The 12,447-nt window shown below is 67.2% G+C and carries 12 protein-coding genes and 1 rRNA gene; 11 read left to right on the forward strand and 2 right to left on the reverse strand.

Features of this window, described 5'->3' with window-relative positions; all coding sequences use genetic code 11:
• From LDL21_RS29360 to LDL21_RS29395, 8 genes are all read left to right on the forward strand, one after another.
• Window positions 1–1,032: an MlaD family protein gene (locus LDL21_RS29360; protein WP_225282629.1), complete on the forward strand. Its 1,032-nt coding sequence runs from the start codon at window positions 1–3 to the stop codon at window positions 1,030–1,032.
• Window positions 1,032–2,036 carry an MlaD family protein gene (locus LDL21_RS29365; RefSeq protein WP_225282630.1) on the forward strand — a complete coding sequence of 335 codons (1,005 nt, stop codon included), beginning with the start codon at window positions 1,032–1,034 and terminating at the stop codon, window positions 2,034–2,036. The genes LDL21_RS29360 and LDL21_RS29365 overlap by 1 nt, the downstream gene beginning before the upstream one ends.
• Window positions 2,024–3,031: an MlaD family protein gene (locus LDL21_RS29370; protein ID WP_225282631.1), complete on the forward strand. Its 1,008-nt coding sequence runs from the start codon at window positions 2,024–2,026 to the stop codon at window positions 3,029–3,031. The genes LDL21_RS29365 and LDL21_RS29370 overlap by 13 nt, the downstream gene beginning before the upstream one ends.
• The gene (locus tag LDL21_RS29375; protein WP_225282632.1) at window positions 3,031–4,119 is read left to right on the forward strand and encodes an MlaD family protein; all 1,089 of its coding nucleotides are present in this window, start codon (window positions 3,031–3,033) and stop codon (window positions 4,117–4,119) included. Before LDL21_RS29370 ends, LDL21_RS29375 begins: the two co-directional genes overlap by 1 nt.
• A 17-nt stretch (window positions 4,120–4,136) precedes the next feature.
• Window positions 4,137–5,168, forward strand: a complete 1,032-nt coding sequence (locus LDL21_RS29380) for an MlaD family protein (protein WP_225282633.1) — start codon at window positions 4,137–4,139, stop codon at window positions 5,166–5,168.
• Window positions 5,165–6,118: an MlaD family protein gene (locus LDL21_RS29385; RefSeq protein WP_225282634.1), complete on the forward strand. Its 954-nt coding sequence runs from the start codon at window positions 5,165–5,167 to the stop codon at window positions 6,116–6,118. Before LDL21_RS29380 ends, LDL21_RS29385 begins: the two co-directional genes overlap by 4 nt.
• A gap of 131 nt (window positions 6,119–6,249) precedes the next feature.
• Window positions 6,250–6,855, forward strand: coding sequence for a hypothetical protein (locus tag LDL21_RS29390; RefSeq protein ID WP_225282635.1), 606 nt, complete (start codon window positions 6,250–6,252; stop codon window positions 6,853–6,855).
• Between the two features lie 157 nt (window positions 6,856–7,012).
• Window positions 7,013–8,584: a Na+/H+ antiporter gene (locus LDL21_RS29395; RefSeq protein WP_225282636.1), complete on the forward strand. Its 1,572-nt coding sequence runs from the start codon at window positions 7,013–7,015 to the stop codon at window positions 8,582–8,584.
• Window positions 8,585–8,587: 3 nt separating this feature from the next.
• On the opposite strand, the gene LDL21_RS29400 is transcribed toward LDL21_RS29395, so the two are convergent.
• Window positions 8,588–9,145 carry a YdcF family protein gene (locus LDL21_RS29400; RefSeq protein ID WP_308017180.1) on the reverse strand — a complete coding sequence of 186 codons (558 nt, stop codon included), beginning with the start codon at window positions 9,143–9,145 and terminating at the stop codon, window positions 8,588–8,590.
• A 64-nt stretch (window positions 9,146–9,209) separates the two neighbouring features.
• Between LDL21_RS29400 and LDL21_RS29405 the strand changes: the two genes are divergently transcribed.
• Both LDL21_RS29405 and LDL21_RS29410 read left to right on the forward strand, forming a co-directional pair.
• Window positions 9,210–10,706, forward strand: a complete 1,497-nt coding sequence (locus LDL21_RS29405; RefSeq protein ID WP_225282637.1) for a flavin-containing monooxygenase — start codon at window positions 9,210–9,212, stop codon at window positions 10,704–10,706.
• A 77-nt stretch (window positions 10,707–10,783) separates the two neighbouring features.
• A complete protein-coding gene (locus LDL21_RS29410; protein WP_067644895.1) occupies window positions 10,784–11,188 on the forward strand; it encodes a DUF7144 family membrane protein in 405 nt (134 codons plus the stop codon).
• Between the two features lie 48 nt (window positions 11,189–11,236).
• Here LDL21_RS29410 and LDL21_RS29415 read toward each other — a convergent pair whose 3' ends face one another.
• Window positions 11,237–11,719, reverse strand: coding sequence for a MarR family winged helix-turn-helix transcriptional regulator (locus LDL21_RS29415; protein ID WP_225282638.1), 483 nt, complete (start codon window positions 11,717–11,719; stop codon window positions 11,237–11,239).
• 619 nt (window positions 11,720–12,338) lie between these two features.
• On the opposite strand from LDL21_RS29415, the gene LDL21_RS29420 reads away from it, so the two are divergent.
• Window positions 12,339–12,447, forward strand: a 16S ribosomal RNA gene (locus LDL21_RS29420); the annotation flags it as partial.

Consider the following 12,447-nt stretch of genomic DNA (forward strand, 5'->3'; position numbering starts at 1 on the left):
GTGCCGAATTACGGAATGCCCGGCGTCGCGGCGAATCGGCGCACCTCGCGCCTGACCGGTGTCGTCATCCTCGCGGTGATCGCGGTGGTCGCGCTCGGTTACGTCACGTACTCCAACGTCCGCTCCGAGGAGGGGCTGCGGATCGCGCTGCGCACCGAGCACCTCGGTGACGGCATCGAATCCGGCAGCCAGGTCCGTATCGACGGCGTCACCGTCGGCGAGGTCGCCGAGGTGACCCCCGGCGAGCGCGGCACCCAGCAGATCGCGCTGCTGCTCGACGAGCACCGCCTGCACGGCATCGACGACAGCCTCGCCATCGACTACGCGCCGACCAACCTGTTCGGCATCGCCGAGATCGAACTGAGGCGCGGCCCCGGCGGTGCCCCGCTGCGGGCAGGTTCGGTGCTCGACCTGACCGGCCCGAACAACGCCCGGGTCTACGACGCGACCATGAGCGCGATCCTGCGCAGCCTCTCGCAGGTCGGCATGACCGTGACGAGCCCGCAGATGGCGACGGTGATCTCCCAGCTCGCCGCCGACTTCAAGGCCTTCACCCCGCTGGTCCAGGCGCTCATCACGGTGGCCAAGACCATCGCCGACAACCAGGACGTCGCGCCCTCGGAACTGTTCGGCAGGCTCGGCCCGGCCTTCGACGGCGGCGGCCAGTTCGCCGGGGCGACCATGCAGGTGATCGACCAGCTCAGCGAGATCAAGGTGACCCAGACCGACAAGGACCGCTACGACATCGGCGTCGGCGTGATCGGCGGCAGCCTGCTGCCCGCCCTGACCACCACCTTGAACACCGCGGGCGGCCACCTCGCCGAGTCGACCGACATGCTCGCGCCCATGCTGCTCGCGCTGGCGCAGATGTCGCCGAATTCGCGCCGGACCGGCGCCGAACTCACCGCGCTGCTGCAGAACCTCCACGGCGCCATGCCCGACGGTCCCGACGGGCCCGTGCTCAACCTCGATGTCGAGCTCAGCGGTGTCCCCGCGATCGCGGTCCCGCTGTTCGGAAAGGGCGGTGCGTGATGAAGATTCGCGGTGTCGCACTGCGCCTCGGCGTGTTCACGCTGGTGATGGTCGCCGTGCTCGGTCTGGTGTTCACGCTCATCAAACGTCCCGTCTCCGGTGACACCAATGCGCACGACGTGCTGTTCACCGATGCCAACGGCCTCAAGGTCGGCAACGACGTGCGCATGTTCGGTGTGCAGGTGGGCAAGGTCGAGAAGATCTCGCTCGAGGGCGACAAGGCCAAGGTGCGCCTGACGGTCAAGACCGATACGCCGATCTACGACAACTCCAAGCTGGCCATCCGCTATCAGAACCTCACCGGCCAGCGCTATGTCGACCTGCAGCAGGCGCCCAACCCGGGCACCCGCATCGCCGCGGGCGCTCGCATCGGCGCGCACATGACCGTGCCGTCCTTCGATGTGACCAGCCTGTTCAGCGGTCTGAAGCCGGTGCTGGCGACGCTGTCGCCCGAGGCGATCAACCAGTTCACCGCGAGCATGCTCGCCGTGATCGAGGGCGACGGCAGCGGCCTCGGCCCCGCGCTCACCGCCATCGACGAACTCGCCTCCTACGCCGAGAACCGCCAGCAGGTGGTCAGCACGCTGATCCACAACATGTCCGATCTTGCCGACCGTCACGGCGGCAGGCTGGGTCACCTGGTGCCGCTGCTCGCCCGCCTCACCGACATCTTCGAGGCGATGCAGCGCAATATCGGCGGAGTCGCCGACTTCGCGATGAGCGCGCCCTCGGTGCTCGCCCCGGTCGACCGGCTGCTCGCCTCGCTCGGCCTGGTCGAAGGCGGCGGCGCCGATGTCGACGCGATGATCCGCGCCCTGTTCCCGAATCCGCAGGAGGCCGTGGAGGTTTTCGGCCGCCTGCCCGGTCTGCTGGCCACGGTCGACTCCTCGCTCTCGCGCGGTTTCACCGACTTCACACCGCACTGCAGCAACGGCGCCGCCGAGGTGCCCGCGCCACTGCAGGTGCTGATCGCCGGACAGAAGGTCACCGTATGCAACCGCTGAAATTCTTCTCCGGTGATCGCCCGATCCTCGACGAAGCGGGCAAACGCGCCCGTGAGCTGCGGATGGGCATCATCGGCCTGACCGCCGTGGTGCTGTTCATCATCGCCGCGGGCGTGGTGTACGTGGTGCCGCTGGGCAAACACACCTACACCGCCGAGCTCACCGAAGCCCAGTCGGTGCGCGAGGGTGACGACGTGCGCCTGGCCGGTATCTCGGTCGGCAGCGTCACCTCGCTGGAGCTGAAGCCGGACAAGGTCGTCATGCGGTTCACCGTGAACAACGACGTGTTCGTCGGCGACCAGACCTCCCTCGACGTCCGCATGCTCACCGTCGTCGGCGGCCACTACGTCGCGCTGTACCCCGCCGGTTCGGAGCCGCTGGGCGATGAGGCGATTCCGTCCGACCGAATCCGCTTGCCGTACAGCCTGATCGAAACCTTCCAGGACGCCACGGCACCGCTGGCCGCGGTCGACGGCGCGACAGTGCGCGAGAATCTCGCGGCTGCCAATACCGCGTTGCAGAACTCGCCGGAGGCGCTGCGCACCACCCTGGACACGGTCGGCAAGTACGTCGACATGCTCGACCGCCAGCGTTCGCAGGTGTCGAAGTCCATCGCGATTCTCGACGAGTACATCTCCATGTACGACGGCGCCAAGTCCGATCTCGGCAGGCTGATGAACAACGTCAACCTGCTCGAGGACGTGCTGCTGAGCAAGCAGGCTGAGGCGGCCGAGGCGGTCCGGCTGCTCGTGTCGGTGGTGAACCGTCTCGCCACCCTGGCGCCAGGCTGGGAGTCGACCCTGAAACCGCAGGCACAGGCGCTGGCCGATGCACTACCGCGGCTGCAGGAACTCACCGGCCGGTTCGAGCCGGTGATCGGAACGGTGCACGAATTACAGACCAAGTTGTCGCAGCTGGTGACGCCCGAGGCCGGCGTGGTCGTCGACCAGTCGGACGCACGGGTGTGCGTGCCGCTACCGGGGAAGGCGTGCTGATGCTGAAAAAGCTCCTCGGATCCCAGGCGTTCATGTCGATCGCCGGTGTCGCGGTGCTCGTCGCGCTCGTCACCGGCGGCTACTTCATCGCCTTCGATCCGCTGAAGAAGACCGAATCCTATTGCGCGCTCATGCCCGACGCGGTCGGCCTGTACCCGGGCAACCACATCACCATGCGCGGTATCACCGTCGGCGAGGTGACCTCGGTCCGCAACGAGGGTCCCAAGGTGCGCGTCGATTTCGACGTCGATGCCGAATACCCGGTCTACGCCGACGCTTCGGCGACCACCGTCGCGTATTCCGTTGCCGCCGACCGTAATCTGGCCGTGCTGGCCAGCGGCAAGGACACCCGCAAGTTCGAGGGTGGCTGCATCACCAAAACGCTGACGCCCAAGAGCATCACCGAAACGCTCACCGCCCTGGCGAGCCTGTCCGAGCAGCTCTCGGGCACCACCTCGGGCCAGCCGACCGCCCTGGTGGACGGCCTCGGCGCCCTGGATCGCGCCACGCAGGGCACCGGCCCGACCGTCAACGAGCTCATCACCAAGCTCGGTTCGGCGATGAACAAGCCGGACGCCGACATCGGCCACCTCGCAGGCCTTTTCGACGCCTTCGCGTCGGTGTCCAACCGCGTCGCCGCGAACTGGGGTGACCTGCAGTCCATGCTCACCCGGCTCGCGCCGCTGCTGAACATGGCCTCCGACGACCTGCTCGGCCCGGCCACCTCGCTGTTCGACGGGCTCGGCGAACTGCTGCCGATGCTCAACGACCTCACCACCATCCTCGGCGATCCGCTCATCGGCACCCTCGACGGCGCCGTCCCGCTGGTGAAGATGTTGCGCGCCAACGTCGGATCCCTGCGGGATGTGGTGCTGAAGCTGCCCGCCCTGACATCGGCGTTCCAGTCCGCCGCGGGCGGCACCGCCATCACCTACGCCCCGCCGAAGGTCGCCTTGCCCACGGGCGAGGCCGACCAGGTGTGCGCTGCTCTCAACGCGGTGCTGCCGGGGCAGTGCCCCGACCCCGCACAGGGATTGACCGATGTGAACCTCGTGCAAGTCGTGCTCGGAATGGCAGGTGCCCGATGATCAGGTCACGAAAGAGTATGCGACGCACCATGATCGCGCTGGTCGTAGCCGCGGGACTCGCGGTCGGCGGCTGCGGTTTCGATCCCGCCGACGTGCCGGTCCCCGGTTCGTCGGTCAGCGGTGACACCTACCGCGTGCACATCGAGTTCGCCAGCGCGCTGAATCTGCCGTCGAAGTCGAAGGTGATTTCCAACGGCGCCGAGATCGGCACCGTCACCGACGTCCGGGTGGTCCAGCCCGCCGACGCGCCCGCAGGCCGTGGTGGTTACGTCGTCGTCGAGGCCGACATCCTCGAATCGGTCTCGCTGCCCGCGCAGACCATCGCCGAACTGCGCCAGGACACCATCCTCGGCGATATCCACGTCGCCCTGACCACGCCGAAGGACGGCTTCGGTCAGCTGCTGCGCGACGGCGGAACCATCCCCATCGAACGCACCAAACCCCCTGTACAGCTGGAAGACACGATGGCGACCATGGCGCTGTTCGTGCAGGGCGGCGCGATCGGTCAGCTGCAGGACATGATCGCCCGGGTGAACTCGGTGATGCCGCAGGATCCCCGCGAGACCGCCCGCATCTCGGCGGTGATGGGGGCCGACGCCGCCGATCTGGCTGCCAATCTGGACCAGGTCGACCTGCTGGTCAACGGGCTCGCCGCCAACGCCGAGATCATGCACAACATCGAAGGCGAACTCACCGATATCCTCACCCCCGAGGCGGTGCGCGCGCTGTCGGACAACCAGGACTCCATCGCCAAGACGATGGTCATCTTCAATGCCCTCGGCCCGCTCGCCCACTCCATGGGTTGGCTCGCACCGCTGGCGAATTCGGGTGACGCGGCCGCGACCGCATTCCTGCCGCTGCTGATCGGCGCCTCGCCAGACCTGCGGAACCCGACCAATATGGCCCTGCTCACCGACCTGCTGCGCGACAAGATCATTCCCTTCGCCGAGCGCGGCCCGAAGGTGAACGTCACCGGTGTGCAGGTCTCCGAACAGGAACAGCTGGACCAGATCGTGACCGCCCTGCGGATGATCGGAATGGTGCGATGAAGATCGGAGCACTCGCCTCGCTCAGCGGCATCGCCGCCATCACCGTGCTCGGCGCGACCTACCTGACCTTCGGAGTGGTCCGGGTCGACCCGCTGGCCGACTACACCGAGGCCTCCCTCGAGGTCGCCGACTCGGGTGGCCTCAGCGTCGGATCGCCGATCCTGCTGACCGGCATCGAGATCGGTGAGGTCACCGCCGTCGACACCGACGCACGCGGGGGAGTGCGCGTGGGTTTCCGCGTAGGTGCCGACCACAAGGTGCCGATGAGCAGCATCGTCACCATCGAGCACCTGTCCTCCCTCGGCGAGCCGTACGTGCAGTTCGTGCCGCCGAGCACCGACGGGCCGTACCTGACCGACGGGCAGCGGCTGGCGGGGGAGAACGTGCGAACTCCGATGTCGATTCCCGAGGTGGCGCGCCTGGTCACCAAGACCGTCGAACAGCTCGACCCGGCGGTGGTCGACTCGCTGGTCGGCACGCTCGGCACCGCCATGACCGGCACCGAGAACGTGATCCCCGAACTGGCCCGCGCCGGTGACCTGCTCGCGGCGGCCATCATGAGCCGCGCACCCGCCATCGCCGAACTGCAGAACAACTTCGAATACGTCTCCGGCGACATCGCCTGGGCCGGTCCGGCCACCTCCGCCGCCGCGCCCGCGTTCGTCCGACTGAGCCAGGTGATCGACCAGTTCGTCGAGTCGGTCGGCCGCGCCACCGAGGGCGACCCCGAGATGTACCTGCGCGAGGGTGGGCTCGTCCCGGTGCTCGCGGAACTGGTCGCCAAGCTCGATGAGATCGGTCCCGAGCTGTCGGCCCTGCTGCCCGCGCTGCGCCCGCTCAGCGAGGCGGTCACCGCCACCGGCCCGCAGCTGGATCTGAGTGCGCTCGTCTCCCAGGCGCTGCACAACACCGACGCCGATTCGGTGAAGGTAAGGGTCGCGATCAAGTAAATTTTCGGCAACCGCTGTGTATAGGTATCGTCCCTGCACAGTGACAGTGGCCCAAACTCCGTCGGCCTTCGAGCAACTCTGCGGTAGCCTCCCTGAACGAGGGAGTCCAAGTCCGCGGCGAAGGCGGTGCGATGGCAGGCAGCAGCGAGGGCCCCGACGAGGAGCCCGCCAGCAGTACCCGGACGATCGCGATAGCGGCGGTGCTCGCCGCACTGCTCGCCCTGGTGGTCGCCGTCGGTTTGGTGCTGCGCGCGAATCAGGGCGACGACGACAACTCCGAGGTCGATCCGATGGGGTCGAACGGTCTGTCGGTCGACGGTCAGCAGATCAGCGACACGGACCTGAACCCGCCGTGGCCGGCCAGACGAGTGGGCGGCAATTGCTCGGCGGGCGGCATCGTCGCTCACTGGGAGGTCGACGATGACGGCACCTGGCAGTGCACAGTCGGCGCCCCGGATACGCCCGCGCCACCACCGCCACCACCGCCCCCGCCGAATCCCGAACCGCTCCCGGTGGAACTCCCGCCTCCACCACCGGTCGAGGCCCCGTACGAACCACCACCCCCGGTGGACGCACCGCCGGTCTACGACCCACCCCCGCCTCCCGAACCGGCCCCGGCACCCGAACCCGAGCCCATCCCGGTCCCCGAGCCCGCACCCCCGCCGCCCCCTCCGCCGGCCATCCAGCTCCCCTTCCCCTTGCCCCCGATCCTGCTTCCACCAGCGGCAGCAGGCTGATCGACACACCCGGTCAACCGACCGCATCCGATTTTCGCCATCGCCGACCTGGTGGCCGACAGTAATCAGCCGACGGAGTCGGGCTGACGGTGGTACTCGGTGCGATGGCGGCGGGTCTCACGTGCACCTGCCGGCCTTTCCCCGACACTGGTCAGTTATGGACCAGTTGGTGCTGATTCTGGTGATCCTGCTCGCCGCCGTGCTCGCCGAGGCACTCGGCGATCGCTTCGGACTCGCACCCTCGATCCTGATGACGGTGTTCGGTTGCCTGCTCGCCCTGATCCCCGCGGTGCCGAGCCTGAACATCCCGCCCGACCTCATCCTGCCGCTGGTCCTGCCACCCCTGCTCTATGCCGCCGCCCGGCGCACCTCCTGGCGCCAGTTCGCCGAGCAGTGGCAGGTCATCGCCCTGCGCGCGGTCGGACTCGTCATCGTCACCGCGGTCGCGGTCGCGGTGGTCTTCCACGCCTGGAATCCGGCGGTCGCGGTGGCCGCGGGTGTGGTGCTCGGCGCGCTGGTCGCCCCGCCCGACCCCGTCGCGGCGATGTCGATGGCGGGCCGGCTCGGACTGCCCCGGCGGCTGATCGTCACACTCGGCGGCGAGGGGCTGTTCAATGACGTCACGGCGATCGTCATCTACACCGTCGGTATCCAGGCGGTCGTCACCGGCGTGTTCTCGCCATGGCACGCCCTCGGCGATTTCGCGCTGGCGGCGATCGCCGGCGCGTTGGTCGGTCTGCTGCTCGGCTGGCTCGGGAGCAAGCTCACCCGCTACCTGACCGACGCCACGTCCCAGGTGGCACTGAGTCTGCTGCTGCCGTTCGCCGCGTACGGCATCGCCGAACATTTCGAAGGTTCGGCGGTCCTCGCGGTGCTGGTGTGCGCGCTGTATCTCACCGACGCGGTGACCGAGATCGGTGACCGCGACTACCGGCTGATCGCCGACTCGTGCTGGGACGTCGTCGAAATGCTCATCACCGGTTTCGCGTTCGCGCTGATCGGACTGGAACTGCGGGTGGTCATCGAGACCTCCGGCCACAACTGGCGCACCCTGGCCGGGGTGAGCGTCGCGGTGATCGCCGTGGTCGTGCTGTTGCGGCTGGTCTGGCTGATGGGCATGTGGACGGTGACCCACCGCTGGCGCGATGTGGACGACGCGTTCACCTGGCAGGAGGTGATCGTCACCTGGTGGGCAGGGATGCGCGGAGTCGCGACGGTCGCCCTCGCCCTGGCCGTTCCGTTCACCATCGACTCCGGCGCCGAGTTCCCCGCCCGCTCGGAGATTCTGTTCGTCGCGTTCTCGGTCGTCCTGTTCACCCTGCTCGTGCAGGGCCCGACCCTGCCCCTGGTGGTCCGCCTGACCGGCGTACACGCCGACACCCGCCAGGAACGTGCCCTCGAACGGCAGCTCTGGGAGCGCGTGGTCGGCGCCGAACTCGCCGAGCTGAAGATGATCGCCGCCCGCGACGACCTACCCGACGACGTCTACGAGGACATCAAGGCCAGGCTGCGCCGCCTCTCCGCCAAAGCCGACCCGGAGGCCGCCGACGCCGACGCCAAGGCCGCCATGGACAAGGAACGCAAATCGGTCGCCCAATTCGGTGCGGTCCGCGCCGCCGTGGTCGAGGCGGGCCGACGCGAAGCGCTGGCCGCCCGCCGGGACCCGGGCATGCCCGCCGACGTCGTCGACCGCGTCACCCGGCGCCTCGACCTCGGGCCGACCCGCTGATTCTCAGGCGTCCTGTTCGCAGTGCTGATTCACGAAAGCCCGGACATACCCGGCGGATTGGCGCACATACATCCAGCTCCAGAACCCGAGCCCCGTCTGCGTCGGGCTGGCGACCATGGTGATCTCGCCCTCGAAACACCGGCCGACGATGTAGCGCGCCCGCGACACATGCGGCGTGAACGTGACCACGATGATGTGGCGCCACCCGTAAATCGTTGCACGCCGGACTATTTCGCGTGCCTCGCCGTCGGTGGTCCAGGGGTCGGGCACGAAACACGCCACCCGGAAGGCGAATCGGCCACCGCAGTACTTGTCCATCAGCGGATCGTCGACGCCGGTGGACTGCGAGATCAGCACCTCGGGGGCGTATCCGCGTTCGGCCAGTTCGATGCCCACGTCGAATCGTTCGTAGGGTGTTCCGCCGAGGACGACGATCACGTCGGCCGGTCGCAGCGGATCCACTTGCGGGTACACGAACACCGGTAGCCCGGCGACAGCGGCAGCGAGCACGGTGACGAGTGCGCCGACGAGCAACCATCCCGCACGTCGAAAGATCGACACCGCACCGACGATAGGCGAAATCAGCGTCTTCTCCCACCGCCCGTGAGCAGGCACACTGGTGCCCATGACCGACACCGCCGTAAGCCCCGAACACCTCGACGTCGTCATCGTCGGCGCCGGACTGTCCGGCATCGGGGCCGCCTACCGGCTGCAGACCGAGCATCCGCACCGCAGCTACGCCGTTCTCGAGGCCCGCGCCGATCTCGGTGGCACCTGGGACCTGTTCCGCTACCCCGGAATCCGGTCCGATTCGGACATGTTCACCCTCGGTTACCCGTTCAAGCCGTGGCGGGCCGCACGTTCCATCGCCGACGGTTCCGCCATCCTCGACTACATCCGCGAGACGGCCGTGGAGAACGGCATCGACCGCCACATCCGTTTCGGGTCACGGGTGATCGGTGCCGACTGGTCGTCGGCGCGGGCCCGCTGGCAGCTGACCATCGCGCACGAGGGCCCAGACGGACCCGAGCTCAGCACGCTGACCTGCTCTTTCCTCTACGCCTGCGCCGGTTACTACGACTACCAGCAGCCGCACGATCCGCAGTTCCCCGGCCGTACCGAGTTCGCGGGCACGATCGTGCACCCGCAGTTCTGGCCCGCCGATCTCGACGTGCGCGACAAGCGGGTGGTGGTCATCGGCAGCGGCGCCACCGCCGTCACCCTGGTCCCCAATCTGGCCGCCGAGGCCGCGCACGTCACCATGCTGCAGCGCAGTCCCACCTGGATCAGCCCGGTACCCGGCCGTGACAAACAGGCCGACAAGATCCGCGGCCTGCTGCCCGCCGACCTGGCGCACCGCGTGATCCGCACCAAGAACATCCTGTTCAACATCGGTTTCTATCAGTACTGTCGCCGCCGTCCCGCCGCCGCGCGCAAACTCCTCACCGGCCTGGCCACCCGCATCCTCAAAGACGAGAAGCTCGTCGCCCGGCACTTCACCCCCGACTACGATCCGTGGGACCAGCGCCTGTGCGCGGCCCCCGACGCCGACTTCTTCAAAGCGCTGAAGAAGGGCAAGGCCTCCGTGGTCACCGAACACATCGACAGCTTCGTCCCCGAGGGCATCCGCCTCGCCTCGGGCCAGACACTGCCCGCCGACATCATCGTCACCGCCACCGGCCTGCGGTTGCTCGCCTTCGGCGGGATCGCCCCCTCGGTCGACGGCAAGCAGGTCGACCTGGCGGATCAATTCGTCTGGCAGGGCGCCATGCTCACCGGGCTGCCGAATTTCGCGATCTGCGTCGGCTATACCAATGCCTCCTGGACATTGCGTGCCGACCTCACCTCCCGCCTGGTCTGCAAGGTGCTCACCCATCTCGATCGCACCGGCGCCCCCGCTGTGGTCCCCGAACCGGGCCGCAACCTGAAACAGCACCCCTTGCTCGACCTGAACGCCGGCTACATCCTGCGTTCGATCGCCGCGTTCCCCAGGCAGGGTGACCGTCATCCGTGGCGGGTCAGGCAGAACTATCTGCTCGACGCCTTGCTCACCCTGCGCACCGACCTCGGTAAGACCCTTCGCCCGGTGCACCGGGTCCGCGAATTCACCCACAACGGGTGAGGTGAACCGGGGACCTGGTTCCTACCGTTGGCCTATGCCGAAGTGGCATGTCCGTTGATCGACGGAAAGGCCGAGTGATGACCAACAGGAACCAACACGAAGTCCGCGACGGAATCGCGGCAGGCACCTCCATCGCCGCCGGGATCCTGCTGGCGGTCGTCGGTGTGCTGCAGATCTTCCAGGGAATCTCCGCCGTGGCCAACGACGATCTGATCGTCGTCGGGCCCGAGTACGCCTACCAGTTCGACCTCACCAGCTGGGGTTGGTGGCACATCGTCCTCGGCGCGATCGTGGTGATCGTCGCGATCGGACTGATCGCCGGGCAGACGTGGGGCCGGGTGGCGGCCATGCTGATCGCCGCGCTGTCCATCGTGGCGAACTTCCTGTGGCTGCCGTACTACCCGTGGTGGTCGATCATCATCATCGTGCTGGACGTGGTCGTGATCTGGGCGATCGCGACCTGGCACCCGCGCGCCGTCTGACATCGATACCCGACGCCGCCCGGCTGTTTGCCGGGCGGCGTCGTCGTGTCAGCCGGAGGTCTCACCGACGGGGGAGTCGCCGAGCATGCCGATCAGGTGATGCGACAGCTTCTCGGCGAGCACCGCGAGCTCGGCCTTCTGTGCTTCGTCGAGCCCGTCGAGCACCAGTCTGCGGATCGCCACGAGATAGTCCGGCGTCGCCTCGACGACCTTCGCGAGGCCGTTCGGCGTGAGCACGGCATCGACCCCTCGACCCGTTGTCACGGCCACGCGCCGGACGAACCCCACCCGCTCGAGCTTGGAAACCACGTGGGAGACGCGCGAAATGGAACCGTGCCCGCGCGCGGCGAGCATGCTCAGCCGCATCCGGTGGCTCGGTGAATCCTGGAGCAGAGCCAGCAACCGGTACTCGAAGTGTGTCAACCCGAACTCGCGTTGCAGCCGGGAGTCGAGCACGCTGGGGACCCGCATCGCGAGGGTGACCACAGCGCCCCACGCACGACGTTCGACCGAGTCGAGATCGTCGATCACCACGGCCCCTTTCCCGCACAATATTTGCTCAGCGATTGCTGATTGTCGGAAAACTGTATATCGGACGGTGGTCGGTGTCCACGTGAGGCGTGTATGTCTCCTGGTGAGATGCTTGCATGAGCGCCGCCCCGCCTGCTGGGCTGACAAGTTGCGAGGCGATCGCCCCGCCCACGGCACGCCCGGTCGACCAGGCGATTTGACTTCGTCGTCGGGGCTGCGTAACTTAGTTCGAGTCAGAGCGACACGGACACCGACCCGGCCACGAGATGGCGGGGACACGAGGTAGGACGATGAGCGCCTGACAGCCAAGTGGCCAGAACCCCGGATTTGCTTCGGTTGGTTCTCTGCGCTAGGTTGGAACAGTTGCCTTGCTGAAGCCCCTACGACATGTTGCGGGTGGATGTTTGTGCGTGTGTTCTTTGAGAACTCAATAGTGTGTCGATGAATGTCAGTGCCAATATTTTTATTGGTTCCAGCCTTCGCGTACCCCCCGGTCGTGGGAGGTTGGACATTTTGAACAACAGCGAATCTTAATTTGCTGGTGTTCGCTTTGCTAGATTTTTCGGACTCTAGTTAGATATTTCTGATTCGCCCCTTTTTGGGGGTGTTTCGAGAGTCTTCAACGGAGAGTTTGATTCTGGCTCAGGACGAACGCTAGCGGCGTGCTTAACACATGCAAGTCGAGCGGTAAGGCCCTTCGGGGTACACGAGCGGCGAACGGGTGAGTA

Source organism: Nocardia rosealba (assembly GCF_020216065.1).
Classification (GTDB): domain Bacteria; phylum Actinomycetota; class Actinomycetes; order Mycobacteriales; family Mycobacteriaceae; genus Nocardia; species Nocardia rosealba.

What these genes read in the sequence shown, in the direction of transcription:
- LDL21_RS29385 (WP_225282634.1), top strand. Translation starts at nt 5,165, where the DNA reads ATGAAGATCGGAGCACTCGCCTCGCTCAGCGGCATCGCCGCCATCACC.
- LDL21_RS29395 (WP_225282636.1), top strand. Translation starts at nt 7,013, where the DNA reads ATGGACCAGTTGGTGCTGATTCTGGTGATCCTGCTCGCCGCCGTGCTC.
- LDL21_RS29390 (WP_225282635.1), top strand. Translation starts at nt 6,250, where the DNA reads ATGGCAGGCAGCAGCGAGGGCCCCGACGAGGAGCCCGCCAGCAGTACC.
- LDL21_RS29375 (WP_225282632.1), top strand. Translation starts at nt 3,031, where the DNA reads ATGCTGAAAAAGCTCCTCGGATCCCAGGCGTTCATGTCGATCGCCGGT.
- LDL21_RS29365 (WP_225282630.1), top strand. Translation starts at nt 1,032, where the DNA reads ATGAAGATTCGCGGTGTCGCACTGCGCCTCGGCGTGTTCACGCTGGTG.
- LDL21_RS29370 (WP_225282631.1), top strand. Translation starts at nt 2,024, where the DNA reads ATGCAACCGCTGAAATTCTTCTCCGGTGATCGCCCGATCCTCGACGAA.
- LDL21_RS29410 (WP_067644895.1), top strand. Translation starts at nt 10,784, where the DNA reads ATGACCAACAGGAACCAACACGAAGTCCGCGACGGAATCGCGGCAGGC.
- LDL21_RS29380 (WP_225282633.1), top strand. Translation starts at nt 4,137, where the DNA reads ATGCGACGCACCATGATCGCGCTGGTCGTAGCCGCGGGACTCGCGGTC.
- LDL21_RS29405 (WP_225282637.1), top strand. Translation starts at nt 9,210, where the DNA reads ATGACCGACACCGCCGTAAGCCCCGAACACCTCGACGTCGTCATCGTC.